Source organism: Winogradskyella forsetii (assembly GCF_013394595.1).
In the GTDB taxonomy this organism is placed as follows: Bacteria; Bacteroidota; Bacteroidia; order Flavobacteriales; family Flavobacteriaceae; genus Winogradskyella; species Winogradskyella forsetii.
In genome coordinates, this window is record NZ_CP053348.1 from 1,463,893 (window position 1) to 1,490,369 (window position 26,477).

At 34.6% G+C, this 26,477-nt stretch carries 22 protein-coding genes; 12 read left to right on the forward strand and 10 right to left on the reverse strand.

Annotation, left to right across the window (positions count from 1 at the left end; all coding sequences use genetic code 11):
- Positions 1-36: 36 nt before the first annotated feature.
- Both HM987_RS06380 and HM987_RS06385 read right to left on the reverse strand, forming a co-directional pair.
- The gene (locus tag HM987_RS06380) at positions 37-2,208 is read right to left on the reverse strand and encodes an endonuclease MutS2 (RefSeq protein ID WP_179006282.1); all 2,172 of its coding nucleotides are present in this window, start codon (positions 2,206-2,208) and stop codon (positions 37-39) included.
- A gap of 48 nt (positions 2,209-2,256) precedes the next feature.
- Positions 2,257-3,750: a YfcC family protein gene (locus HM987_RS06385; RefSeq protein ID WP_179006283.1), complete on the reverse strand. Its 1,494-nt coding sequence runs from the start codon at positions 3,748-3,750 to the stop codon at positions 2,257-2,259.
- Positions 3,751-3,806: 56 nt separating this feature from the next.
- Here HM987_RS06385 and HM987_RS06390 point away from each other — a divergent pair, with 56 nt between their 5' ends.
- Positions 3,807-4,481: a uracil-DNA glycosylase gene (locus HM987_RS06390; protein WP_179006285.1), complete on the forward strand. Its 675-nt coding sequence runs from the start codon at positions 3,807-3,809 to the stop codon at positions 4,479-4,481.
- A 309-nt stretch (positions 4,482-4,790) separates the two neighbouring features.
- Here the strand turns inward: HM987_RS06390 and HM987_RS06395 are convergent, their stop codons facing one another.
- From HM987_RS06395 to HM987_RS06415, 5 genes are all read right to left on the reverse strand, one after another.
- Positions 4,791-5,651: a substrate-binding domain-containing protein gene (locus tag HM987_RS06395; protein WP_179006287.1), complete on the reverse strand. Its 861-nt coding sequence runs from the start codon at positions 5,649-5,651 to the stop codon at positions 4,791-4,793.
- A 57-nt stretch (positions 5,652-5,708) separates the two neighbouring features.
- Positions 5,709-6,581, reverse strand: a complete 873-nt coding sequence (locus HM987_RS06400) for a nucleoside phosphorylase (RefSeq protein WP_179006289.1) — start codon at positions 6,579-6,581, stop codon at positions 5,709-5,711.
- Complete coding sequence (locus HM987_RS06405; protein ID WP_179006291.1) at positions 6,571-7,512, reverse strand: DUF1835 domain-containing protein; 942 nt, start codon at positions 7,510-7,512, stop codon at positions 6,571-6,573. Before HM987_RS06405 ends, HM987_RS06400 begins: the two co-directional genes overlap by 11 nt.
- 4 nt (positions 7,513-7,516) lie before the next feature.
- Entirely contained in the window at positions 7,517-7,846 is a 330-nt protein-coding gene (locus HM987_RS06410; RefSeq protein WP_179006293.1) for a translation initiation factor, read from the reverse strand.
- Positions 7,847-7,934: 88 nt separating this feature from the next.
- Positions 7,935-8,885: an isopenicillin N synthase family dioxygenase gene (locus HM987_RS06415; protein ID WP_179006295.1), complete on the reverse strand. Its 951-nt coding sequence runs from the start codon at positions 8,883-8,885 to the stop codon at positions 7,935-7,937.
- A 190-nt stretch (positions 8,886-9,075) separates the two neighbouring features.
- Here HM987_RS06415 and HM987_RS06420 point away from each other — a divergent pair, with 190 nt between their 5' ends.
- The 4 genes from HM987_RS06420 to HM987_RS06435 all read left to right on the forward strand — a co-directional run bounded on the left by HM987_RS06420 (position 9,076) and on the right by HM987_RS06435 (position 15,279).
- A complete protein-coding gene (locus tag HM987_RS06420; RefSeq protein ID WP_179006298.1) occupies positions 9,076-11,076 on the forward strand; it encodes an alpha-ketoacid dehydrogenase subunit alpha/beta in 2,001 nt (666 codons plus the stop codon).
- 175 nt (positions 11,077-11,251) lie between these two features.
- Positions 11,252-11,731, forward strand: coding sequence for an Hsp20/alpha crystallin family protein (locus HM987_RS06425; protein WP_179006300.1), 480 nt, complete (start codon positions 11,252-11,254; stop codon positions 11,729-11,731).
- A gap of 222 nt (positions 11,732-11,953) precedes the next feature.
- A complete protein-coding gene (locus HM987_RS06430) occupies positions 11,954-14,263 on the forward strand; it encodes a T9SS type A sorting domain-containing protein (protein WP_179006302.1) in 2,310 nt (769 codons plus the stop codon).
- Between the two features lie 599 nt (positions 14,264-14,862).
- Positions 14,863-15,279 carry a 3D domain-containing protein gene (locus HM987_RS06435; RefSeq protein WP_179006305.1) on the forward strand — a complete coding sequence of 139 codons (417 nt, stop codon included), beginning with the start codon at positions 14,863-14,865 and terminating at the stop codon, positions 15,277-15,279.
- On the opposite strand, the gene HM987_RS06440 is transcribed toward HM987_RS06435, so the two are convergent.
- Complete coding sequence (locus tag HM987_RS06440; RefSeq protein ID WP_179006307.1) at positions 15,272-15,838, reverse strand: ExbD/TolR family protein; 567 nt, start codon at positions 15,836-15,838, stop codon at positions 15,272-15,274. The genes HM987_RS06435 and HM987_RS06440 overlap by 8 nt on opposite strands.
- A 156-nt stretch (positions 15,839-15,994) precedes the next feature.
- Between HM987_RS06440 and HM987_RS06445 the strand changes: the two genes are divergently transcribed.
- Both HM987_RS06445 and HM987_RS06450 read left to right on the forward strand, forming a co-directional pair.
- Positions 15,995-17,509: a DEAD/DEAH box helicase gene (locus HM987_RS06445; RefSeq protein ID WP_179006309.1), complete on the forward strand. Its 1,515-nt coding sequence runs from the start codon at positions 15,995-15,997 to the stop codon at positions 17,507-17,509.
- A gap of 98 nt (positions 17,510-17,607) precedes the next feature.
- Complete coding sequence (locus tag HM987_RS06450; RefSeq protein ID WP_179006311.1) at positions 17,608-18,339, forward strand: hypothetical protein; 732 nt, start codon at positions 17,608-17,610, stop codon at positions 18,337-18,339.
- A gap of 99 nt (positions 18,340-18,438) precedes the next feature.
- Here HM987_RS06450 and pepT read toward each other — a convergent pair whose 3' ends face one another.
- On the reverse strand, positions 18,439-19,668 hold the full coding sequence (pepT, locus tag HM987_RS06455; protein ID WP_179006313.1) for a peptidase T: 1,230 nt from the start codon (positions 19,666-19,668) through the stop codon (positions 18,439-18,441).
- Positions 19,669-19,699: 31 nt separating this feature from the next.
- On the reverse strand, positions 19,700-20,530 hold the full coding sequence (locus HM987_RS06460; RefSeq protein ID WP_179006315.1) for a universal stress protein: 831 nt from the start codon (positions 20,528-20,530) through the stop codon (positions 19,700-19,702).
- Positions 20,531-20,667: 137 nt separating this feature from the next.
- Between HM987_RS06460 and HM987_RS06465 the strand changes: the two genes are divergently transcribed.
- The 5 genes from HM987_RS06465 (at position 20,668) to HM987_RS06485 (ending at position 26,475) form a co-directional block, all read left to right on the forward strand.
- Positions 20,668-21,696 carry a quinone-dependent dihydroorotate dehydrogenase gene (locus tag HM987_RS06465; RefSeq protein WP_179006317.1) on the forward strand — a complete coding sequence of 343 codons (1,029 nt, stop codon included), beginning with the start codon at positions 20,668-20,670 and terminating at the stop codon, positions 21,694-21,696.
- A gap of 146 nt (positions 21,697-21,842) precedes the next feature.
- Positions 21,843-22,460: a LysE family translocator gene (locus HM987_RS06470; protein WP_179006318.1), complete on the forward strand. Its 618-nt coding sequence runs from the start codon at positions 21,843-21,845 to the stop codon at positions 22,458-22,460.
- Between the two features lie 155 nt (positions 22,461-22,615).
- A complete protein-coding gene (locus HM987_RS06475) occupies positions 22,616-23,479 on the forward strand; it encodes a hydroxymethylglutaryl-CoA lyase (protein ID WP_179006320.1) in 864 nt (287 codons plus the stop codon).
- Positions 23,480-23,669: 190 nt separating this feature from the next.
- Positions 23,670-24,866, forward strand: a complete 1,197-nt coding sequence (locus HM987_RS06480) for a DUF4856 domain-containing protein (RefSeq protein ID WP_179006322.1) — start codon at positions 23,670-23,672, stop codon at positions 24,864-24,866.
- Between the two features lie 406 nt (positions 24,867-25,272).
- Positions 25,273-26,475, forward strand: a complete 1,203-nt coding sequence (locus tag HM987_RS06485; RefSeq protein WP_179006324.1) for a DUF4856 domain-containing protein — start codon at positions 25,273-25,275, stop codon at positions 26,473-26,475.
- Positions 26,476-26,477: the final 2 nt, after the last annotated feature.

Sequence of the window (26,477 nt, forward strand, 5' to 3'; positions counted from 1 at the left end):
TTCGTCTTATCTGAACTCTGAAAACTGCTATCTACTTTACTTCTTAGCGGCTTCGACCAATTCCAATTGATCAAGGCTAACATTAGTTGTAAACATACCATAATTAACGTTTGCTTTCTTTTTCTCGATAGAATCAATACTTCCAACAGCTCTGCCATCGTGCAATCTTACGCGGTCACCCACTTTTAAGATAGCTTTTGGTGGTTCAGGTTTTTCTTTTTTCTTTCTTTTCTCTTCTTTTTTCTTTTTACGAATGACTTCAACTTTTTTCTCCGCTTCTTGTTTGACTTGTCTTTCCTTATGTTTTTCGGCACGTTTTTGCTTGGCAGAAACCTTTTTGCGTTTCGAATTTTCGATTTGAACCAATCTGAATAATTCTGCCATCAACTCGCGCTTTTTCTTATCTTCAAAATATTTTTCTGAGATGTCATTGACCTTTTGACCTAAGTAAATTAAGCGCTGATTGGAATCATAGAGTTCTTGAAAACTTTCTAATTTTTTCTGAACCTTTGCGTTCACTTCTTCAAGTTTATCTGCTTCCGATAATTTTTTCTTTTCATTCTCTTTTAGCGAACGTTCGGTGCGTTCTAACTTGCTTCGTTCTTTCTGAAGTTTTGCAATAGTGGCATCAAAACGAACCTTACCTCGTTCGATCTTCTTTTTCGATTTGTTGATTAAACTATAAGGAATGCCATTTTTTTGAGCCACTTCAAAAGTGAATGAACTTCCTGCTTGTCCAACGACTAACTTGTACATTGGTTCTAAAGTTTTTTCATTAAAAAGCATATTGGCGTTTTCAATATGCGGCAATTCATTCGCCAATAATTTTAAGTTAGAATAATGCGTAGTTATGATTCCGAAAGCTTCACGCTCGTAAAATACTTCTAAAAATGTTTCGGCTAAAGCACCTCCCAATTCAGGATCACTTCCAGTTCCGAATTCATCGATTAAGAATAATGTCTTCTTATTGACTTTTCGTAAAAAATAATTCATCTGCTTCAAACGGTAACTATAGGTGCTCAGATGGTTTTCAATGGATTGGTTATCGCCAATATCGCTCAAAATCCGATCAAACAAACAGACATAGCTGCGTTCATGTACAGGAATTAGCATACCACTTTGCAACATCACCTGAAGTAAACCAACCGTTTTGAGTGTGATGCTTTTTCCACCTGCATTGGGTCCAGAAATTACAATAATTCTGCTCTCTTTTTTTAAGCCAATGGTTTGCGGAAATGTTTGTTCTCCATTTTCTTTGTTGGTCAGATAGAGCAGCGGATGATAGGCATCTCGCAAGTGCATACTGCGTTCTTTAGAGAATTCTGGCAAAATGGCGTTCATGCTTTTGGCATATTTTGCTTTCGCCGAAATTAGATCTATGTTGGTTAAAAATTCTTGATAATCGTGAAGAAGTGGCAAGAACATACGTATGTAATTCGTTAGTTCTTTTAAAATTTTAATAACTTCTTCTTTTTCCTCGTACTCTAAATTGTTAAGTTCCCTGGTGTGTTGTAAGGTGGTTTCCGGTTCAATATAAACTATGCTTCCGGTTTTACTGCCACCCATAATGGCACCTTTTACTTTTCTGCGGTACATAGCTTTTACAGCAAGTACACGCTTGTTTTCTACAACAGATTCTCTAATATCATCTAAATAATCTAAGTTGTGATAGGTGTTTAGAGCTGAAGAGAAACTACTGTTTATCTTGCCTTTGAGTTGATTTATGGATTTACGCAACGTGGAAAGTAGAGGAGAGGCATCATCCTTAATATCGCCAAAACGATCTACAACAGCATCTACCTGTTCAACAATGGAGGTATTGATTTCTATATGTTGACTAGATTGTAGTAGCTTAGGGTAATAGTCTTCAAATTTCTTCAAAAATTTTAAAATTGAATTTACGGTCAGTGACATACCGACGATCTTTTGAAAACTGGATACTTCGAGATAGGTGTTTTCAATTTTTAATAATTTCAATTCTTTGGTAATGGTTTCAAATCCATGGTTCGGGATTCTGTTGTCGTTTTCAAAGGATGATAAGTATTCATTGACATAGTCAAGTTCGCGCATTAATTGTTCTTCCTCTTTAAATGGAAGAACAGCCAATACGGCTTCTTTTCCTAAAGCTGTAAGTGTATGTGCGCTAATTTGGTCTAAAACCGTAAAAAATTCGAGATCTTTTAAGGTTTTTTCATGAATGTTTATCATGTACTATTGTAAGTTTTTAGAAATGCAAATTTAGGATATTATGGACTATTATAAGTATGAAGACACCGCTAATACTGTTAAGGTTACAATAATTAAAAGTATAAATAATGGCATTATAAATTTTAACCATTTGCTAAAATTAATCTTCGCCACAGCAAGAGATGCTAAAATTAACCCAGTTGGATTTATAAGATAGAAAAGTCCTAATCCATATTGATAAGTATTAACAACGACTTCACGACCTACTCCGACTGTATCTGCCAAGGGCGCCATTATGGGCATCGTTAAAACAGCCATTCCTGAAGAACTGGGAATAAAAAATGATAATCCAGAATAAATCATGGTCATTGAACCCGCAAAAACCCCTTTATTCATACCTGTGGTAATATCGCTAGCGTAATACAATAAAGTGTCGCTTATTAAACCATCGGTCATTAAAACAGTAACACCTCTTGCTATTCCTATGATTAGCGCTACACCTAACAGGTCTCCTGCGCCTTTCACAAAAGTTTCAATAAATTCGGCTTCACTGATTTGAATAATAAATCCAATAAGTATAGCTCCAACCAAGAAAACAGTCGTCATTTCTATAAACCACCAATCGAGCATTGAAACACCGATAATCATAAGGATAAATGAGCATGTAAAAATAAATAAGGCGAGTTTTAATCGCCAGTTAAAATTAATATTAGAGCTATCTTTTAGAGCAAATAATTCTGCAATTTCATGTCTTTGATCAAAGATCAAGGATTTTGTCGGATCGTTTTTAACACGTTTGGCATAGCGCATAATATAAATCACGGTTATGGATAAACATAAAAGCAACATAAAAATACGACCGTACAAACCGGTTGTCCAACTGATACCAGCCGCATCACTTGCAATAATGGTAGAGAATGGATTTATGGTGGAACACATGGTACCAATCGCTGACCCTAAGAAAATACTGGCCACACCAACCATAGCATCATATTCAGCGGCTAAAAAAACAGGAATTAAAATAGGGAAGAAGGCAATGGTTTCTTCTGCAAAACCGAAGGTGGTACCACCTAAAGCAACCAAAGAAGTTACAAGAACTATCAGTAAGGATTCTCTACCTTTTAATACCGTTGCTAATTGTCCTATGGCAGCATCAAAAGCACCAGATTTGTTTAAAACGCCAATTAAACCGCCAATGATTAATACTAGAAAAATGATATCTGCAGCCTCAATAATACCTTTAATTGGAGAAGTTATAAAATCGAAAAAATTTTGTGGTTTAGCGTCTAGTTTATTGTAAGTTCCAGGAATATTAATGGGTTTGTATATATCTCCATTGGTAAACTTTTCTATAGGTATATTAATATTCAAATCATCTAGAGACACTTGAGAAGCATCAAGGCTTATTTCTTTATCTAGACTTAAACGTGTAAATTTGTCCGTTGCAGAATCATAACTTAAAGTATCATATTTTCCTGCTGGAATAAACCAAGTTAAAAGTGTTACTAAACCTGCAATAATGAATAATATAGTTTGTGCAGAAGGGAATTTTAGATTTTTCATTATGAATAGTTTATCTGTAAATTTAAGTCTTAATCCTAAATAATCTGTTTGAAAACATGAATGTAAATATAGACCAAAGCTGGAAAAAATATCTCAATCCTGAATTTGAAAAACCTTATTTTAAAGATTTGGTAGCTTTTGTAAAAGCTGAATATCAAAATCATACCTGCTTCCCAAAGGGATCTGATATTTTTAATGCCTTTAACTACTGTACTTTTGATGATGTTAAAGTCGTCATTATTGGTCAAGATCCCTATCATGGAATTGGTCAGGCAAATGGTTTGTGTTTTTCTGTTAGTGATGGTATTTCGCATCCGCCGTCCTTAATTAATATATTCAAAGAGATTGAAAAAGACCTTAATATCCCTTATCCTAAAGGTGGGAACCTAATGCCGTGGGCAGCACAAGGTGTATTGCTATTAAACGCCACTTTAACCGTAAGAGCGCATAATGCTGGAAGCCATCAGAATAAGGGTTGGGAGCAATTTACCGATGCCGTAATTAAAACGATAAGTGCAGAAAAAAATAATGTTGTGTTTTTACTTTGGGGCGGATTTGCCAAAAAGAAAAAGAAATTAATTGATACGACTAAGCATATTGTATTGGAAAGTGGACATCCCTCTCCGTTAAGTGCCAATAGAGGCTATTGGTTTGGAAATGGACATTTTAGTAAAACTAACTCCCAGTTGGAGCAAGTTGGCGAGCCTTCAATCGATTGGAAACTAGAGTAGGCGTTTTTTCAGCTTTAAAGGATTCCGATTTTATAGGATGAGGCAATCTATTATCCTCCTTTTTTGTCGTTTTGTTACAACTAAATATCAACAACAAGAAATTTATCGCAACTAAGAAAGATAAAATCAGAGTTATTGTAAGAATCATATTATTCTGTAGTGTTGTTAATTCTAAAAATTTTGTTAAATCAAATGTAAGAAAATTTTTTAGAATTTGAAAATTATGGCTAAAATGAGTTTGGTTGTAGCCAAAAATAGTCTCAAATTATATACATAAATCGCACAATCTCTATGTGTTAAACCATTTATTTAACGTTTTACCTCATGTACTAATTCGGTATAATCCACTTTTTTCGGAATAATATTTAAGTCAAATAGTTGCTCTTGTACATTTGCTATGGTCTTTTTATCCATAACATTCTGAGACCATTCAGTGAGTGACAACCACTCTTGTACATCTTCCAATTCTTGCTCATATCGATTTGCAATGGTTTTATCAATACTTGGTATGGATTTGAATTCCGCTGTAGTTTGGTTTACAATATCTAGAATAATTTTTAAGGTATCTTCATTATTTTCAATAAACTCATCACGAACGGCGATAACAAAACAGGGCCAAGGCGACGGACAATTTGCAATACGTCTAAAAATACCATCATCAACGATTGGTTTGGTGGTGAATTTTTCCCACATAAAATAATCGGCTTTGTCCTCTGTTAAACCTCTTATAGCACCATCTAAATTTTTTATGACTTCAAAATTGAGATCCTCTTGTAAATCCCAATCATTATTTTTTGCATTGATGTAAGCCATGAGATGCGAACCAGAACCGTATCTGCTAATTGCAGCTCGGCTTCCTTTTATATCTTCAATAGTTTTGAATTTTGAATCTGTTGCGACATGAATTCCCCAGATTAAAGGCGTTTCAACAAAAGTCTGTACAATTTTTGAAGGATTACCATCAATAATATCTTTTATGATTCCTTCAGTTAATATGACGGCCATATCAATTTCGCCAGAACGAAGCGCTTTATTCATTTCACCAGTTCCACCATGATAATCGTGCCACCTTAAATTGATGTCTTGATCTTTATATTCGCCATTTTTTAGTGTTAAATACCAGGCTAAATTGAAGTGTTCTGGTACGCCTCCTATGTTTACTTTTTTCATCCTATCCTAACCTTCCCAAAGAGAAGGAATTTTCAATTAATTTAGAATTCGTTTTACTTAAATATTCACAATACGCTCCAAAGCATATAAAATCAATTTATCAACCGTTTTTTTGGGATCTTTACTAAAATCACCAGTCGCTCTATTGGCAATAATAGCATTAAGCGATAAGGCTTCGTGGCCTAATAACTTCGATAGGCCATAAATCACAGAGGTTTCCATTTCAAAGTTGGTAATTCTGAAGTCTTTATAGCTAAAGTTATCTAATTTTGAATTGAGACCTGCATCTTGCAATGGTAAACGCAACACACGACCTTGTGGCCCATAAAATCCTCCAGCAGTGCCTGTCATACCTTTAAAAATGCTATTTTCATCGAAGTATTTTTCAAGATATTTACTGTTATTGATAATTATAGGTCTTGCTTTATTTTTATCCCAATTGGTATGCTTAATGAACTCGTCTTCAATTTCAGGATTAGAAATGCCATCAATCTGATAAAAATGCAACATGCCATTGATATCCAAAGCATGTGTGCTGATTAAAAATGCATCAACAGGAATATCTTTTTGCAAAGATCCAGAAGTGCCGATTCTAATAATGTTAAGACTGGATAATTCTGTTTTAACTTTCCGGGTTTTTAAATCGATATTGACTAAGGCATCCAATTCATTGAGAACAATATCGATATTATCTGGACCAATGCCTGTAGAGATAACCGTGATTCGCTTATCTTGATAATAGCCCGTTTGTGTTTTAAACTCACGTTTTTGTGTGCTAAATTCAATACTGTCAAAATGTTTCGTGATTTTCTCAACCCGATCTTGGTCACCCACAAAAATAATGGTGTCTGAAATATCTTCTGGCTTCAGATTTAAATGATAAACACTTCCATCTGGATTTAATATCAGTTCTGAATCTTTAATTGCCATGATTTATGGTTTGAATAAGTTTATTTTGTTCTTCGTTAAATTGATATTCCAAACGGTTTACACCACCATAAGTCATATCGTTATTGACTTCTGAGGCAAAATTATGCTGTTTTAGTAAGGCTTCATGTCCCTTTCTATTAAGTGTAATTTGATTTTCAGTTTTGTTGAAAAACATATCTAATTCCTCAATTTTACGCTTTAGTTGCATATCGCTATAGCCGTAATAGCCTTGATAATTTAAGCAATAGCCTAATAAATGATTTTCGGATTTAACGTTGTTTTGTTTTACTAAATTTAAGATATGGGCTTCAAGCGTTCCCAATCCACTCTGATGATGCGGAAAACGTTTTAGATGTGCTTTTAAACAACTGCTCAGGTATTTGAAATTAGAGGTTTTAACAATATAGGGTTTAAAAATATTGTGGTCTTTTCCACAATAGGTTCGCCATAGCGCAATTGCCAATTCGATATCTTCTTTAGTTAATAATACCTTTTCTTTATAATGTGTTTTAATCTGCGTAGGACTCAATTCCGCTAGGCCTTTTAAATTCTTTTCACCTTTGATACGTCCGCTACAGATAAGATATAATGGTTTATCAATATTTCTTTGGTGCAACAAATTTATAATGCCCAACAAATTAATATGGCAGAATAAATCGAATTCAAACCACAGGTTGATTTCATCATATTTATCAATATGGTTTAATTTAGACAATTCAGCTTGAAGCTCATTGGAATTAACTTCTATATCATAATAAGATTTTAAAAACTCACTTCGTATATCAAAGAATTCTTTGGAATCTATTTTCGGAATCGTTGGGCCTTCGCATAACATTTCTTGCCAGGTAAGTATGTCTTCAGTAAAATCAAGTTCCCGTAAATAATCCGTAAGAACATCACCATTGGTAATATGTAAACCATTTTTTGCCATAAAATTAACCTCCAACACGTTTAACGTTAAACCCTTTATCTTTCAGCATCGACATTATTTTATCCCTGTAATCGCCTTGGATTATAATTTTGTCATCCTTAAAACTTCCTCCGACGCTCAGTTTAGTTTTAAGTTCTTTGGCTAATTTCTTAAAGTCTTCTGTTGCACCTGTATAGCCTTCCAGAATAGTTGTAGGTTTTCCCTTTCTTTTTTCGTACTTACAAAGTATTGGGTCATCTTGTAACCATAAACTCTCTTTTGAATCTTCAGGGTTGTCCGTTGGTTCTGGTGTATGGTCTGGGAATAGATTTTTTAATTGATCTTGTAAATCCATGGTTTTAGTGTTCAGTCTTCAGTCTTCAGTCTTCAGTGATTAGCACGAACATTTAATGGACTGCTTACTGAGGACTGCCAACTGCTAACTATTTTTTAATAAGTCCAAGCTCAATTAAACGTTCATTTAGGAATTCGCCAGCTGTGATATCCTCAAATTGCTTTGGGTTATCTTCATCGATACAACTTTCTAGAACATCTAATTTCATTTCGCTTACAGGATGCATAAAAAATGGCATAGAGTAGCGCGATGTGCCCCAAAGTTCTCTTGGTGGATTTATAACACGATGAATTGTGGATTTCAATTTATTATTGGAATGTCTCGATAACATATCGCCAACATTGATCATTAATTCGTCTGGTTCTGCAATCGCATCAATCCATTCGCCATCGTTGCGTTTTACCTGCAGCCCACGGCCTTGCGCACCCATTAATAAAGTAATTAAATTAATATCACCATGAGCTGCAGCTCTTACGGCGTTTTTTGGTTCTGAAGTAATTGGTGGATAATGAATTGGTCGTAATATTGAATTTCCATTATGAATATAGTCATCAAAATACGTCTCCTCTAAATCAAGGTATAGCGCCAACGCTCTCAAAACATATTTAGCTGTTTTTTCGAGCATTTGATAGGTTTGTTTTCCTATTTTATTAAAATTCTCCAATTCCTTAACTTCAACATTTTCAGGATATTCCTTGCGTCTTTCCGGATCATCTTCAACATATTGCCCAAAGTGCCAGAACTCCTTCAAATCCCCTTCTTTTTTTCCTTTGGCACTTTCTTTACCAAAAGACACGTAACCGCGTTGGCCACCAATTCCTGGTATTTCGTAGCTTTCTTTTACTTCCAAAGGCAAGTTGAAAAAATTCTTAACTTCATCATATAAATTATCGACTAAAGTGTCGTCTAGGAAATGTCCCTTTAAAGCGACGAAACCTATATCTTCATAAGCTTTTCCTATTTCGTCTATAAACTTTTGCTTTCGTTTTGGATCGTCAGAAATGAAATCCTTTAAATCTACGCTAGGTATTCTATCCATTAAAATGTTGTTTAAAATTTTGACAATATACAAATGTAACGAAAATACTACTAAAAAAATAGGTCGCATTTATTGACAAATTGAAGTCTAATAATGGTTTATTGCAGCAATTTTATTTACATTTGAAATACTATTCCATCTCATAAACAATAATAAATATCCGCAATTGGTATTGACGAAATAATATTTTATGCCAACAATCACAAAAAGTAACATAGCCTACGACAAAAGAAATTTAAGTGATAAGATGCTCCTAGAGCTTTATTACAACATGCTAAAACCTCGTTTGATAGAAGAAAAAATGCTTATTCTATTGCGGCAAGGTAAAGTTTCTAAGTGGTTTTCTGGAATAGGACAAGAAGCCATTTCAGTAGGTGTAACCATGGCTCTCAAACCTAGTGAGTATATTTTGCCCATGCATAGGAATCTTGGTGTTTTTACAACACGGGAAGTTCCATTGCATCGTTTATTTTGTCAATGGCAAGGTAAAGCGAGTGGATTTACAAAAGGTAGGGATCGCTCGTTTCACTTTGGAACACAAGAGTATAATATTGTTGGGATGATTTCACATTTGGGACCACAATTAGGTGTTGCAGATGGCATAGCTTTAGGAAATTTATTAAAGAAAAACGGGAATGTCACTGCCGTTTTTACTGGTGAAGGCGGAACGAGTGAAGGCGATTTTCACGAAGCCCTAAATGTGGCTTCCGTTTGGCAGTTACCAGTAATTTTCTGTATTGAGAATAATGGTTATGGACTTTCTACACCAACTAATGAGCAATATCACTGTAAGCATTTGGCTGATAGAGGCAAAGGTTATGGTATTGAATCATTTGTTTTAGATGGCAATGATGTGATTGAAACCTACACTAAAGTTCAAAAATTGGCAGAGAGTATTAGGAAACGTCCACGTCCGATTTTGATAGAATTTAAAACCTTTAGACGCAGAGGCCATGAAGAGGCCAGTGGAACAAAATATGTACCTCAGGAGTTGATGGATGAATGGGAAGCCAAAGATCCCATAGAAAACTTTAGAAGCTTTTTGTACAGCAAAAAAATTCTAAGCCCTACTATAGATGAAGCTTATGTTTCTGAAATAAAGTCTGAAATTGACACCGCTTTAGAATCTGCTTATGCAGAACCTGAGATAATTCCAAACGAATCTACGGAGCTAAATGATGTTTACAAATCATTTGTTTATAATGAACATTCACCAAATAATGCGGTAAAAGAACTCCGTTTAGTTGATGCTATTTCCGAAGGTTTAAAGCAATCCATGCGAAAGCATAAAGACCTCGTCATTATGGGGCAGGATATCGCGGAATATGGAGGTGTTTTTAAAATTACGGAAGGTTTTGTCGAGGAATTTGGAAAAGACAGAGTTAGAAACACACCAATTTGTGAATCGGCAATTGTGGAAACCGCTATGGGTTTATCCATTTCGGGAATTAAGTCGGTTGTAGAAATGCAATTTGCGGATTTTGTGACTTCGGGATTTAATCCTGTAGTTAACTACTTGGCAAAATCGCATTACAGATGGCAACAGGAAGCCGATGTCGTGGTGAGAATGCCATGTGGTGGAGGCGTAGCAGCTGGTCCTTTTCATTCGCAAACCAATGAAGCTTGGTTTACCAAAACACCTGGTTTGAAAGTAGTATATCCTGCTTTTCCTTATGATGCCAAAGGTTTGTTAGTAACAGCCATAAACGATCCAAATCCAGTATTGTTTTTTGAGCATAAGGCGTTGTATAGAAGTATTCGACAAGACGTACCAACAGATTATTTTACCATTCCATTCGGAGAAGCTGCTTTGTTAAAAGAAGGAGAATCAGTTACGATTATTACTTATGGCGCAGGAGTACATTGGGCTTTAGAAACTTTAGAAAAGAACCCTAATATTTCAGCCGATTTAATTGACTTAAGAACCTTGCAACCTTTGGATAAGGAAGCCATTTTTAATTCTGTTAAAAAGACAGGACGAGCAATTATTCTTCAAGAAGACTCGTTGTTTGGAGGTATTGCCAGCGATCTTTCTGCCATGCTTATGGAAAACTGTTTTGAATATTTGGATGCACCAATAAAACGAGTCGCTAGTATGGAAACGCCGATTCCTTTTATTGGACATTTGGAGGAACAGTATTTGGCAAAAGGAAAGTTTGAAGTTGCACTGCAAGAACTTCTAAGCTATTAATAGTTGAGCTTTGTTTACAACAAAAAACAAATTCAAACCATCTTTAAAGGTCTAACTAATAGGCGTATAACTGAAAATTTGTCAGTTATTATGAAATTTTTTCAGTTGTTTTCAATTGGTATTTTTTTTGCATAAGATAAGTTGAAATTAATGTTTAATTCAAATTTTAAAACTTATGAGTAATTTAATTCCAACTGTAAAAAATGGTAGCGGAAGAAATTCCAATTTAGGTTTTTCATCAGTACCGAGTTTATCATCTTGGATGGATGATATTTTAAACAAAAATTTTGGTAATGAATTTGTATCTAACTTTAATACTGGTATAACCTTACCAGCTGTTAATGTACTTGATACGGATGATGAATTTATTGTGGAAATGGCAGTTCCAGGTTTAAATAAAGATGATTTTGATATCAATTTAGATAACCAATTGTTGTCAATTTCTGCTGAAATATCCACAGAGAATGAAGAAGAAAAAGATAATTATACGAGACGTGAATTTGGTTATTCGTCCTTCAAACGTACATTTTCCTTACCAGAAACTGTAGAAACCGAGAAAATTAATGCAAAATATGAAGATGGTTTATTAAAAGTTACGTTGCCAAAACGTGATGAAGCTAAAAAGAAACCATCAAAACAAATTAAGGTTTCTTAATAGGATAATTTGTTCAAGGAAAAGCCAGCATTTTGCTGGCTTTTTATATTTTATTATCTTTTGGATTTATAAATTGTCTATAAATTTCAATCTTTTAACTTCTGTTCTCTAGACTGCAATTACAGCCAAGTTCTCGATTTGAGTTTTATCTAATTCCAATAATCATTCATTTATATGGAGACTGCTAATAAATTCTTATTTTTACATCTCAAATAAAGAACTATGAAATTTAAACTACTTTTTACGCTATTATTTACGTGTGTATTAGCTTTTGCACAACAAATTCCAGAAGATGTAAAACCACCAAGCTGGAAACAAGCTAATTTGTCTGATTTGGTGCCCTTTAAACTTCCATCTTTCGATTTGAAAAAATTACAGGATGAAGATAAAATTAATGATAAGGATAAATCCATTCCATGGAGATTTGGTCATGATATATACGTGGATCACAATTTTCATGATGTAGGTGAGTGGACAACTCTTGAAAACGGAGACCGTATTTGGAGAATGGCTTATACCTCAAAAGGTGCCTATTCTATAAATTTTTTGTTTGATGTGTTTAGTATTCCAGAAGGTGCAAAACTTTATGTTTACAATAAAGATAAGACGGATTTATTAAGACCTTTTACACATTACAATAATAATCCTGAAGAAGTTTTAGGCACATGGCTGGTTCAGGGAAGTCATGCTTACATTGAATATTATCAGCCAGCAAATGTGGTTGGAGAAGCCAAACTTACGGTGGGTTCCGTGGTACATGGTTATCGTTCAACAGCAACTTATGAGAAATCTTTAGGCGACTCTGGTAATTGTAATCAAGATGTAGATTGTGATATCACGCCACCAGGTTCTGATCCTTTTGAATTGAACACAAGAAAAGAAGAAATTAAAGCGGCATCAGCCATGATTGTGGTTGGTGGCTCAGGTGCTTGTTCTGGTACATTGGTGAACAATACAAACAATGATGGGAAAGCCTATTTTATGACAGCTAACCATTGTCGTGGTGGAGAAGGAAGCTGGGCGTTCAGATTTAACTGGCGAAGTCCAAATACATCTTGTTCTACAACCACGCCTAGTACTAATGGTTCATTTAATCAAACCGTAAGTGGTTCTGTTTTAAGAGCTAATAGTGCTGAATCTGATATGGAATTGGTAGAAATTACCGACACTAGTTTCTTTACAAATAATACTGATTTAGTATGGGCAGGTTGGAATAGGTCTACGGTAGATGTCCCTGTTGTGAATTTTGGAATTCATCATCCTAGTGGAGATATTCAGAAAGTGTGTAGAGAAGATGATGGTGCATACAGAGCAAATGTTAATTTTGAAATACCCAACACTAAAATGTGGTATATCGATCAATGGGAACTTGGTGTTACAGAACCTGGCTCTTCTGGGTCTGGATTGTTTAATGAAACGGGTCATTTAATAGGTATGCTCTCTGGTGGTGGTGCTGCGTGCAATGGTACAAGTAATAATGGAGCACCTGATTATTACGGACGCTTTGATGTCGCATGGGATTTTGGGAGTTCTACTTCAACACGACTTAAAGAATGGCTAGATCCGTCGGATTCTGGTATCGAGATTTTAGATCAATATCCAGCATTAGAAACTTTTGATAATGATGCTAGAGCTAATGCAGGCTCCAATAGTACAGAATTTTGTGGTGAGGATTTTTCGCCTGAAGTAACACTCTTAAACCCAGGTAACCTACAATTAACATCCGCTGACATATCATACTTTTTGGATTCAGATGTACCAACAGCAATAGCTTGGACAGGAAGTGTCCCTAGCGGTGGAAGTACAGTTGTAGCAACACCAACTTATAGTAATTTGAGTCCTGGAGCGCATACATTTACTATTAATGTTGCAAATCCAAATGGAACAACTGATGAAAACACGGCTAACGATAGCTTTGTTCTTAATTTTGATGTAGCACCTACATACTTAACTTCTGAGGTTGTTTTCAATATAACAACCGATAATTATGGTGAAGAGACGTCTTGGGAACTTAGAAATAGCTCGGGAAGTTTGGTCAGTAGTGGTCCTTTATTCAATTATAATGATAATACGGTTTATCAAGAAAATATTTCTATCCCTAACTTTAATGGTTGCTATACCTTTACCATCTTCGATGACGCAGATGATGGTATTTGTTGTGCCTTTGGTACTGGTAGCTACAATTTAGAAGATGGAAATGGAAATGTAATTATATCGGGTGGAGATTTTGGTACTTCAGAATCGATACTATTTAATCCGCAAGATCCATTAAGTGTTGATGATTTCAATCTTGAAAATTTTGTCAAAATCTATCCAAACCCTGTAGAAAATAAATTAAGTATAGAATTAACCAACTTCAATGAAGATGTGGATTATCAAATTTATAATACGCTTGGTCAAGAAATAACTAAAGGTAATTTGAATTCTAGTAGCATCCAAAATATAAATATGTCTCAATATGAAAGTGGGATATATTTTATAAAGCTATCTATTGGTACTAATTCTATGACTCAAAAGCTTATAAAAAATTAATCTTTTTATAAATTTAAAGCAAAAAAAAAGTCAGTTTCTTTATTGGAAACTGACTTTTTTGATTAGAATACATCTTAAATTTTAGACGAATTAGTAAAGCTGGTTTAACTTCAAAACTTAATTTTAATTGTTTCTAAGTCATCATCTAAACTATTAGATGTATTGACAATTCTTGATAAAACTCTCATAATAATTGATTTGTATGCTGAACTAGGTTCGGCACGGATTGATGAAATTTGTAGCGTTATGATCTATAACGTCTTTTGCTGTTCCAAGTAAAACTTTTGGTTTCGGTTGATGTACTTGATAATTGATTGTTGTGTAAAGTTCTCATAATTGTTGATTTTTTGATTGATGAATTTTTTGTTCTTATCTAAAGCGTCTTTTTCTGTTCCAAGTAAAACTTTTGGTTTCGGTTGATGTACTTGATAATTGATTGCTGTTTAAAGTTCTCATAATTGTTGTTTTTTAATACTGAAACAAGTTCAGCACAGGTTGGTTATACTTAATAGACGACGAAACTTTAAAATTGTTACAGTACTTTGCATAACATAGTACATTTTAACTTATTTTAACAATAATGCTTTATCTTTAGAGCTATGAAAACTAGGTTTTATATCATTGTGCTATGCTTTTGCAGTTTGAATAACTGCAACAGTAGAGCAGAAGATAATTGCCATAATAAAACTATAGAAGTTATAGCAACAGCCTATAATTCCTTAGCATATCAGACTAATGCCAATCCGAGTATAACAGCTTTTGGAGATAGCTTAAAGCCTGGACTGAGATATATTGCTGTTTCAAGAGATTTATTAGATTCTGGTTTGGTGCATAACACCAAAGTAAAAATCCAAGGTTTCGATAGTCTATTTACAGTGAAGGATAAAATGAATCGACGTTATCGAAAACGTATTGATATTTATATGGGTAATGATGTAAAAAAGGCAAAAAAATGGGGCAAAAAGCGGGTGAATATCAACTATTGTCTGCCAATATTAGATTCAATCTCTAATTAGAACGCTTTACAGCAATCTCAGAAACTTTAAAAGGATACGCTTTTTTTACATTTTCGAGTTCCTCTTTTGTTAATTGATCAGGTGTTTTGTTAAAAACTTGTTTGGCGTATCGTGTTCTTAAATCGTAATAGGCTTTTGTAATTTCATCCTGTACAGATATAAAGGCACTATATTTGGTTAATGCATCATGACTTAATGAAATTACAGCGGCATCAGGATGGTCTGAAGATTCTGACGATGTTTTACCTTCACAATAATCACAAGTACTAAGACCGTTGTTATCGATAAAAGTTTCAACAATCTTCTTAACGTCTGTGAGTTCAACTAGGTCATTCTCAATCATTATTTCCTGTTTTTCGTTCATCGCAATGTGTAATAAGTTGCGTTCTGCGATGTCTGCGGTACAGTCACCTGTTTCACAGACAGGAGGCAATTGTCGTAAAATGCCTTTATCTGCGGAAATGGTCGTAGTTACTAAAAAGAAAATAAGTAACAAAAAGGCAATGTCTGCCATGGATCCTGCATTGACCGTTGCAGAATGTCTTCTAAATGATTTCATAATAATAAGATTTAAATGTCTGCCTGTGGGCAGAAAAGTTAATACTTTGTTAATATCAATAACAGTACCAATGTTGTTAAATCTTGTTAACAATCCATTTTAAAACCCTTACAATGTGCTATTTTTGCAAAATTAACTAATTGCAAAATTTAGTCTATGTCGTCAGAAACTGGAACCGTACAACAAAATGCCACAGAGAAAAGTCTTTATGATTATCAAATAAAGGACTTGAACCGCATTTTTGATGTGATGGAAAATGAGGCTGATGATTTTAACCTCTTGTACCAGCTGCCAACAGGAGGAGGGAAAACGGTTATTTTTTCTGAAATCGTAAGACGTTACGTCGAACAACACAACAAAAAAGTGGTAATTCTTACACACAGAATTGAGCTATGCAAGCAAACGTCTAATGTGCTTTCTGGTTTCAATGTGAAGAACAAAGTCATTAATAGTAAGGTAAAAACACTTCCAGATCAAGACGATTTTCAATGTTTTGTAGCCATGGTCGAAACCTTGAATAACCGCTTGTCGGATAACGATTTTCAGCTAAAAAATGTAGGATTAGTTATTATTGATGAAGCACATTACAATTCTTTCAGAAAGCTCTTTAAGTTTTTCGAGCATTGTTTTATTCTTGGTGTTACGGCAACACCATTGAGTAGTAATATTAAGCTACCCATGAAAGATAATTACAACAAACTTATTGTTGGTGATGATATTTCTACTTTAATTAAAAACGGATTTTTGGCCAAGGCAGAAGTGTCCCATTACGATGTTGGTCTAACGTCACTGAAAATAGGTATTAATGGCGATTACACCGTAAAATCCTCTGAAGCCTTATATACCAATTCCTTAATGCAATCCAAATTGTTAATCGCCTATGAAGACATGGCGAAAGATAAAAAAACCTTGATTTTTAATAACGGTATTTATACGTCGAAGGAAGTCTATTACACCTTTAAGAAAGCAGGTTATAATGTTCGGCATTTAGATAATACGGCTAACAAGCAAGAACGAAAAGAAATTTTAAAATGGTTTAAGCACACACCCGATGCAGTATTGACTTCGGTCAGTATATTAACTACAGGTTTCGATGAGCCATCTGTGGAATCCATTATCTTAAATAGAGCCACGAGATCCTTAACCTTGTATTTTCAGATGATTGGTCGTGGTAGCCGAATTTACAAAGACCGAAAATCGTTTCAAGTCATCGATTTAGGTAATAATGAAGCGCGTTTCGGCCCGTGGGATCAGCCGGTGGATTGGCAGCATATTTTTAAATATCCAGATTTTTATCTAGAAAATATTCTTGATGACGAATTGCTGGAACGTGATTTCGTCTATACAATGCCAGATTCCCTCAAGGTGAAATTCAAGAAATCATTCACTTTAGATTTTGATGTTAAAGCGGAATATAAAGATGTTATTAATTCTGGTAAGAAATCCTTTACGGTAATTGAGCGTTCCATTGCCCAACATTCTCAAATTTGCATAGACAATAGCGAAGATGTTTTTGATGCAAGAGAACTAACAAAAGATTTGCAAGATGAAATTGCCTACAGGATTAAGCAATATTGCTATTGTATTATGAACAGCACACAAAACTATAAAGACTGGCTTTTTGAAGAATATAACAGAAAGTTGAGAATTAGCTTCAATGGTAAGTTTTAACTTTTTTTTGTATGGATTTCTGTTTTTATACGTTTATTTTGAATTAGGAACGGTTTTTGTTTCTTAGTCAATATCTAATTTTATAACTTATTTTTAAATTGAAAACCATCAAATACATCCTGTTTATAGTCTGCATATTATGTAGCGCTATGGTTTTTGCCCAAGTTCCGGACAAGGAAAATAAGTCCATTCGTATTCCTGCTGAAAAATCTGAAACCAAAAAAGATTCTGCTTTGGTGAAAGTTAAGATTGCACCAATCCTCAAAAATGAAGAGGACAGGTCCAGTGGAAAATCTAAGGAAGAAGAGAAGTTTGTAATTAGGGAAACCGAAAAACCATTCTCAATGACCGAAAATGACGGTCTAAAAAGCCCAGGTGAAATCTTTGAAAAACGCTGGAAAAAAGAAGCGGTTAAGGGCGGCTATGTTCAAGTCATGTCCGATCAGTTTTTAGGGGAACATAATGTGGATACAAAATTTGTAAATATTGTGTGTAGGGATCATCAATATCCTGATGGTGACCGAGTTCAAATTTTGATTAATGGTGTAGTAATAAAACACAGTTTAACGCTTACTAGTAGTTATAGACGTGTAGAAGTTGATTTGGTAGATGGTAAAAATACCGTTGACATTGTAGCACTAAACCAAGGCGAATCCGGTCCAAATACGGCCGAATTTGTAGTTTATGATGATGTAGGCAATGTGATATCTTCAAAAGAATGGAATTTACTAACAGGTGTCAAAGCCACCATTATTTTTAATAATGAAAAGGTGATTATAAAAGAAAAATCCGCTGAAGAGACGAAAGCTGAAACGGCTTCGAACAATTAACAACCAATTGATTGTTTGTTGGGCAAAAAATAAGCAATAAACTAAAGTATTTTTAGCTTATTGCTTAATAAGTATTAAATCTGAGACTGCGACTGAATACTACTTTTCCAAAGCCGTCAACTCCGCAATCTTAACAATCACTTCGACCGCTTTCTGCATACTTTCTACGGGCACGTACTCATAACGTCCGTGAAAATTATGGCCTCCAGCAAAAATATTTGGGCAAGGTAAACCCATGTAAGACAATTGAGAACCATCGGTTCCACCGCGAATGGCTTTAATTAGTGGTGCAATACCAACCGCTTTCATCGCTGCTTCAGCAATATCCACGATATGCATTACAGGTTCCACTTTTTCTTTCATGTTGAAATATTGGTCCTTCAATTCAAGCTTAAAAACTTCGCTTTCATATTTAGTGTTTAAATCGTCAACAATCTTTTGCATCAAGGCTTTTCGAGCTTCAAATTTGTCTTTGTCATGATCACGAATAATATATTCTAATTTTGTTTCTTCGACATCACCTTCAATATTATGTAAGTGGAAAAAACCTTCATATCCTTCGGTATGCTCTGGCGTTTCCAATCGTGGTAGGCTATTAATAAATTCAGACGCATAATACATGGAATTTATCATTTTTCCTTTGGCATAACCAGGATGTACAATTTTTCCTTTGACCGTGATTTTTGCGCCTGCTGCATTGAAATTTTCGTATTCGAGTTCGCCAACTTGGCTACCATCCATGGTATAAGCCCAATCGGCTCCAAATTTTTCGACATCAAATTTATGGGCGCCGCGTCCAATTTCTTCATCAGGCGTAAAACCGACTTTGATGTCTCCATGTTTAATTTCGGGATGATTAATAAGGTGCTCCATCGCAGTGACGATTTCCGTAATTCCGGCTTTGTCATCTGCTCCCAGAAGTGTTGTACCGTCTGTGGTAATCAACGTCTGACCTTTGTACATCAATAAATCTTCAAAATAATCTGGCGAAAGTATAATATTTTGTTCCGCATTGAGTACAATATCCTTTCCATCATAATCTTCAACAATTTGAGGTTTTACATTTGCGCCAGTAAAATCTGGAGAGGTGTCAAAATGCGAAATAAAACCAATTGTCGGCACATCGTGATCTACGTTACTTGGCAAAGTTGCCATAATGTAGGCATTCTCGTCAATAGTAACATCGCTTAAGCCTATGTATTTTAGTTCTTCAACTAATTTATTGGCCAAAACCCATTGCTTTTTCGTACTTGGTGTGGTTTCAGAATTTGGATCGGATTCGGTATCTATGGTTACATAGCTAATAAAACGGTTAATGATATGTTGCATAAAGTCGTCTTTATTTTTTAAAATTTTATGATTAAAGTTTAAAGGTAATAACAGGAAGCTTACTATGGTTGACGACGTCTTCCGAAATACTGCCTCCAAAAAAATGGCTCAACCCTTTTCTTCCGTGTGTAATCATCGCTAAAGCATCTGCTTTGTTTCTTTTGGCGAAACTTAATAAACCGTCTTCTACATTATGGTCTGAGATACGTGCAATGCTCACATCTGTTTCTTTTAACTTTGCTGATTCTAAAAATATAGAAATTTTTTCGTCAACTTCATCAGTACTCAAGAAGTCTAAATTTGGAGTATTGATGTGTAGCACGGTTGTATTTGTTCCTAATTCTCCAAGTAATTCTAAGGCGGTTTTAAATGCTGAAACACTCTCCTCAGAGAAATCACTTGCCAATATGATGTTTGTAAAATTAACATTTTCTGGTTTAGATTTTATAACTAAAACAGGCGTATCACTATAGCGAACTACTTTTTCAGTATTAGAACCTGTAAAAATACCATCGTGATCGCTGTGACCTCTAGAACCCATTACGATTAAATCAGCTCGGACTTCACTAGCAACTTCAGCTACTTCCTTCAACACCTTATGATATTTTATCATTGGTGTTACACTAATGGCTTCGAGATAGGGTTGATCCAAAAAAGCTTCAAACTTCTTGTTGGCAACCATCATCATAAATGCATTTTCTTCATTCCGTTGCGAACTAGTTGCTGTTATAATAGATTCTGATAGCTCTAGCATGTGCATTACAATCAATTCTGAGTTGTGTTGTTTTGCTAATACAGCAGCTGTTTCTAACGCGTATTCTGAGTGTTTTGAAAAATCGACGGGAACTATAATTTTTTTCATGATGTGTTGATTTTGATTAGGTTTTCAAAGTTAATCAAATTAGAACCCATTAAATATGATAAATGGCAGTTTATGATAAAATTAATACTTCGTAATTAAGCTAGAGATGCTTATTTTTGCAGTGTTAAAACCGTTGTATGTACAAAGCTATAATCAGACCCATTTTATTTTGTTTCGATCCAGAAAAAGTACATTACTTTACGTTTTCTTTAATTCGGAATATATCTAGATTGCCAGGCATTAAAGGTCTATTTAAAAGTCTTTTTATGGTTGAAGACAAACGATTGGAACGAGAACTTTTTGGGTTAAAATTTAAGAATCCAGTCGGTTTAGCAGCAGGTTTTGATAAAAATGCGGTTTTGTATAATGAGTTGGCCAACTTCGGATTCGGTTTTATTGAAATAGGAACCGTTACACCCGAAGCCCAAAAAGGAAATCCTAAACAACGGTTATTCAGATTAAAAGCAGATCAAGGTATTATTAACCGTATGGGTTTTAATAATGAAGGTTTAAGTGCAGCCATTTCAGAACTTAAAAAGAATAAAGGGCAACTTATTATCGGCGGAAATATTGGAAAAAACACCCAAACCCTTCCAGAAGATTATACCAAAGATTATCTAGAATGCTTTAATGCCTTGCATCCTTATGTGGATTATTTTGTACTGAATGTCAGTTGCCCAAATGTAGGAAGCCATGCGAAATTAAACGACAAAGACTATTTGTTGGAGTTGATTTCTGCTGTACAAAATGCGAATACGACGTTTAGCAAAGAAAAACCAATTCTACTGAAAATAGCACCAGATTTAAATACCCAACAATTAGATGAAATCATAGAGTTAATCGCAGAAACCAAGCTCGATGGTGTCATTGCAAGTAACACCTCAGTGGATAGATCGGGATTGAAAACAGGTGATCAAAGACTTTCAGAAATTGGTAATGGTGGACTCAGTGGACAACCAATAAAAGAAAAATCTACTAAAGTGATCAAATATCTAGCTGATAAAAGCAACAAGGCATTTCCGATCATTGGAGTAGGAGGTGTTCATTCTGCAAAAGATGCTTTGGATAAAATTGATGCTGGTGCCGATTTAGTTCAAGTTTATACTGGTTTTATTTATGAAGGACCGAGTTTGGTTAAACAGATTAATGAGGCATTGTTAAAGTAAAATTTGAAACCATAATATTGAAAAAGTTAAGACACGAATTTCACTCATTATAACTATAACTAAAATTGCGCAATAATTAGTGAAAATTCGTGTAATTCGTGTCAAAAAATCACGCATACAACCATTATCGCTAACTAAATCTCATTTTGAATTACGACATCCTCTTATCATTCGCATTGGCGACATCAGCTTTAGCCATTTCGCCAGGACCAGATAATATCTATGTCTTAGTACAAAGTATAAGCAACGGTAAATCTTATGGATTGGCAACCGTTTCCGGATTGATTACGGGCTGTATCGTTCACACAACGCTGTTGGCATTTGGTGTTTCGGCCATTATAAAAGCGAATGAAAACTTATTCTTTGGCATTAAACTATTAGGCGCTATTTATCTTTTGTATCTGGCTTATAAAGTCTTTAAATCTAATGCTGAAATAACACTTAGCTCAGAGAATGTACCGAAGAAAAATCTAAAACAGTTATTTGTACAAGGATTTTTTATGAATGTCCTCAATCCAAAAGTGACAATTTTCTTTCTCGCTTTTTTTCCAGGATTTTTGTTTAGCGAATCGATGAGTACTGTGATTCAGTTTTATATTTTGGGTGGCATTTTTATGTTGGTGTCGTTTATTATTTTTTCTGCAATAGCATTATTGGCAGGACAGATTAAAACTTATACTTTAAACCATAAGAACTCAGGATTGGTTTTAAAATGGTTGCAGATTGTTGTATTTGTTGGGATTGCGGTTTTTATTTTAATTTAGAAAACAAACTTTATTAAAAACCTACTGACACGAATTTCACTAATTTCGACTATTTATTCGTGCTAATTCGTGTCAAGAATAAAAATTTCAATCGATCTATTCATGTTAATAATTATGGCTTTCAAATCCCTAACCTAAACCGTATATTTGAACCAATGAACAAAGCCGTCAAAATCATAGAATGTCCACGCGATGCCATGCAAGGCATTAAGGATTTTATTCCTACGCAGCAAAAGGTACAATACATTCAGTCCTTGTTGCGAGTGGGTTTTGATACTATTGACTTTGGGAGTTTTGTATCGCCAAAAGCGATTCCTCAAATGGTAGATACAGCAGAAGTTTTAGCACAATTGGATTTAAGCAAAACCGAAAGTAAACTACTTGCCATTATTGCCAATACCAGAGGTGCAACGGATGCGTCCCAACATTCTGAAATCGATTATTTAGGGTTTCCGTTTTCAATTTCAGAAAACTTCCAAATGCGAAATACCCATAAAACCATTGCACAATCTGTAGTCACACTTTCTGAAATTTTGGAAATCGCAGATAAGAGTCATAAAAAAGTAGTCGTCTATATTTCCATGGGTTTTGGAAATCCTTATGGCGACCCTTGGAATGTGGATATCGTTGGCGATTGGACCGAACGTTTAGCTAAAATGGGGGTTGGTATTTTATCACTTAGCGATACCATTGGAAGCTCTGATGCCGAAAATATTGATTATTTGTTTTCAAACTTAATTCCTGCCTATCCCAACATAGAATTTGGAGCTCATTTGCATACCACGCCAACCACTTGGTTCGAAAAAATTGATGCAGCATACAAAGCGGGTTGTAGACGCTTTGACGGTGCTATTCAGGGATTTGGTGGTTGCCCAATGGCAAAAGATGACTTAACAGGCAATATGCCAACCGAAAAAATGTTATCATACTTCACTCAGAAAAGAGCGCATGATCTTAATGCGATGAGTTTTGAGAGTTCTTATAATGAAGCTACCAAAATTTTTACCGAATTTCACTAACGAAGTTTCCTAAAAAATCATGTACTAAAAAAGTTTGAAAGTCTTAATTTTTGAGTAATTAAAACACTCTATAAATTTAACGCTTTTGAATTAAATAAAGTTATCATTGAGATAAATATGAGCTTGGTTTTGTATTACATTTACTTATTTAAACGCGTAATTTTAAATAACAATTTTATAACAATTAAAAATGAGAAAACTTGCCCTTTACCTATTATTAGTAGCTGTTGTTTTGTCTTCTTGTTCTAGCGATGACAATAGTTCAGAAGATAATCAACTCATTATTCCACCAACATACCAGTTTACAAGAAACGGAAATTCCACGGTTAATTACATAGATCAAACCAATGGGATTTTAATGGCTAACCAATTTATAACTGCACTTGTTAATGTTAATAGAACGGAAATGGAACTTCAAGGTATGTATAACAATACTGGGAATTATTTTTCCACATCAGCCTTAAATGAATCTCCTATTAATTTAAGAGGCAAAACAGCAGCCTCACAAGACTATTTTTCAAACAATGCATCTGTGTCCAGTGCTATAAGATCTGATGTGGATGGGTGGATAACCAATCAGGTAGTAGAAGTGTTTCCCAATTGGGCTATTACCGCTACATCTGGAACTGCAGGAAAATTGACTGAAGCAGATAATATCACTATACGTCGGGTAAGTGCTAAAGGTGTTCAATATGCTCAGCTTATGGGTAAGGTAATAGTTGGAAGTTTTATGATTGATCAGATATTAAATGATAATTTAAGCGTAGCCGTTTTAGATGCTGGAAACAATAGAGCAAATAATGACAATGAAGTCTTGGTAGATGGCAGTAACTATACCGCCATGGAACATAAATGGGATGAAGCATTTGGTTATGCTTATGGTTTGGACAATGCACAATCACCGCAATTAAATCAAGATTTTTTTCTCAATAAATATATTTCAAGGGTAGAGAATGATTCAGATTTCGCAGGAATAGCCGATGACATTTATAGTGCTTTTAAAATAGGAAGAGCTGCTATCGTCGCAAAGGACTATGATCTTAGAGATGAACAAGCTGATATTATTAAAGAAAAGCTTTCCGTAATTATTGGAATACGATCGGTGTTCTATTTGCGTCAAGGTGTATTCCAATTGGAAACAGATAAGGCCAGAGCGTTTCATGAATTGTCAGAAGCCTACGGGTTTATTTACGCATTGCAATTTACACGCCAGCCAGGTACAATAAGTCCATACTTTACAAAAGCGGAAATTGATGCTTACTTAGCGCAACTTATGATAGGAAATGGTTTTTGGGATGTAACTGATGAAACATTAAATCAAATTGCCACTGCTATAGCAAACCGTTTTAATTTTAGTGTAGAAGAGGCTGAATTCGCTCCACAATAAACTATTTATAATTTTTACCAATTCGTCTTAATAAAGCTCATGGATAATTTCGTTCTTGAGCTTTTTTTATGTTCTAAAAAATAATTTGAGGTAATTTTTTTAGCTGATTAATAGCAAAAAATTAAATATCGAGGCAACAATACTTTTCGTCATGATGTGATTATATTTTTTTGATGTTGTAAAAAATTCAGTTGATTACTACTAATGGATTTTAGGTCAGTACAACTTTATTTGAAAAAAATAATAGTGTAATGTGTTGTTATTGAGCTGGCTGTATTTTTATTTAAATTTAATCTAAATAAAATTTGATAATGTAAATATCTGGTTTAAATTTGCATCTTCAATTGAAATATTATTTATAACAAGTCTTAATAAGAATAGCATAACGATTAAACGTATCATTAAAATGAAGAAAATAGCCTTAAGTTTATTAGTAATAGGAAGTGTTTTAACCTCATGTTCCAGTGATGATGACAACGGAGCATCAGAACCACAGGTAGTTGCGCCAACCACCTATCAATTTGAAAGAGATGGAAATTCAACGGTGAGTTTTAGTGGACAAACTACTAGAATTGCAATGGGAGAAGAATTTGTAAATGCTTTAAAGGATGACTCCTATACAGAATCACAATTAGACGGCATGTTTGCACATGTTGATGGTGCTTCAGATTTCGCTAATGCGGATTTAAATGCGTCAGATAAAAGTATACGAAGCAAAGTTGCGGCATCCAAAGATTATTATTCTGCGAATACAACTGAAGCCAATGCTATAAAATCACAGTTTGATACTTGGATTTCAGATCAGGTTACTGATGTTTTTCCTAATTGGAATAACACGGCATCGGCTGGCACTGCAGGACAATTACAACAAGCAGGTGGTGGCAGCATAAGATATATCAACGCTAAAGGTTTTGAAATTAATCAGCTAGTGGCAAAGGGATTGATTGGTAGTTTAATGACCGACCAAATTCTTAACAATTACCTAAGTCCAGCAGTTTTAGATGAGGCCTCAAATATTACAAATAATAATAATGATGTGGTAGAAGATGGAAAATCCTATACGACAATGGAGCACAAATGGGATGAAGCCTTCGGTTACTTGTATGGTGCAGAAGCAGATCCTACAATGCCAAGCTTAGATGCAGATTCTTTTTTAAGTGAATACATGGATCGTGTAGATTCTGATGAAGATTTTACTGGTATTGCACAAACTGTTTTCGATGCTTTTAAATTGGGAAGAGCTGCTATCGTAGCTAAAAATTATACCATTAGAGATGAACAGGCTGAAATTATTAAAGAAAACATTTCAAAAGTTCTTGCAGTAAGAGGTGTTTATTACTTACAAAGAGGAAAATCGATATTGGCTGAAGGTGATATGGCAAGTGCTTTTCATCAATTATCTGAAGGTTTTGGTTTTGTTTATAGCTTGCAGTTTACTAGAGTACCAGGAACTACCACGCCTTATTTTTCAAAATCTGAGGTTGATGCGTTTATGGCCCAAGTATCAGCAGGTAATGGCTTATGGGATGTCACTGCAGAAACTATAGATTCTATTTCTAATGCGATTGCAGATCGTTTTGACTTTACGGTTGAGCAAACTGTAAATTAAAG

Coding starts and splice junctions, on each gene's coding strand:
- HM987_RS06380 (WP_179006282.1), bottom strand. CDS start 2,208: ATGATAAACATTCATGAAAAAACCTTAAAAGATCTCGAATTTTTTACG.
- HM987_RS06385 (WP_179006283.1), bottom strand. CDS start 3,750: ATGAAAAATCTAAAATTCCCTTCTGCACAAACTATATTATTCATTATT.
- HM987_RS06390 (WP_179006285.1), top strand. CDS start 3,807: ATGAATGTAAATATAGACCAAAGCTGGAAAAAATATCTCAATCCTGAA.
- HM987_RS06395 (WP_179006287.1), bottom strand. CDS start 5,651: ATGAAAAAAGTAAACATAGGAGGCGTACCAGAACACTTCAATTTAGCC.
- HM987_RS06400 (WP_179006289.1), bottom strand. CDS start 6,581: ATGGCAATTAAAGATTCAGAACTGATATTAAATCCAGATGGAAGTGTT.
- HM987_RS06405 (WP_179006291.1), bottom strand. CDS start 7,512: ATGGCAAAAAATGGTTTACATATTACCAATGGTGATGTTCTTACGGAT.
- HM987_RS06410 (WP_179006293.1), bottom strand. CDS start 7,846: ATGGATTTACAAGATCAATTAAAAAATCTATTCCCAGACCATACACCA.
- HM987_RS06415 (WP_179006295.1), bottom strand. CDS start 8,885: ATGGATAGAATACCTAGCGTAGATTTAAAGGATTTCATTTCTGACGAT.
- HM987_RS06420 (WP_179006298.1), top strand. CDS start 9,076: ATGCCAACAATCACAAAAAGTAACATAGCCTACGACAAAAGAAATTTA.
- HM987_RS06425 (WP_179006300.1), top strand. CDS start 11,252: ATGAGTAATTTAATTCCAACTGTAAAAAATGGTAGCGGAAGAAATTCC.
- HM987_RS06430 (WP_179006302.1), top strand. CDS start 11,954: ATGAAATTTAAACTACTTTTTACGCTATTATTTACGTGTGTATTAGCT.
- HM987_RS06435 (WP_179006305.1), top strand. CDS start 14,863: ATGAAAACTAGGTTTTATATCATTGTGCTATGCTTTTGCAGTTTGAAT.
- HM987_RS06440 (WP_179006307.1), bottom strand. CDS start 15,838: ATGAAATCATTTAGAAGACATTCTGCAACGGTCAATGCAGGATCCATG.
- HM987_RS06445 (WP_179006309.1), top strand. CDS start 15,995: ATGTCGTCAGAAACTGGAACCGTACAACAAAATGCCACAGAGAAAAGT.
- pepT (WP_179006313.1), bottom strand. CDS start 19,668: ATGCAACATATCATTAACCGTTTTATTAGCTATGTAACCATAGATACC.
- HM987_RS06460 (WP_179006315.1), bottom strand. CDS start 20,530: ATGAAAAAAATTATAGTTCCCGTCGATTTTTCAAAACACTCAGAATAC.
- HM987_RS06465 (WP_179006317.1), top strand. CDS start 20,668: ATGTACAAAGCTATAATCAGACCCATTTTATTTTGTTTCGATCCAGAA.
- HM987_RS06475 (WP_179006320.1), top strand. CDS start 22,616: ATGAACAAAGCCGTCAAAATCATAGAATGTCCACGCGATGCCATGCAA.
- HM987_RS06480 (WP_179006322.1), top strand. CDS start 23,670: ATGAGAAAACTTGCCCTTTACCTATTATTAGTAGCTGTTGTTTTGTCT.
- HM987_RS06485 (WP_179006324.1), top strand. CDS start 25,273: ATGAAGAAAATAGCCTTAAGTTTATTAGTAATAGGAAGTGTTTTAACC.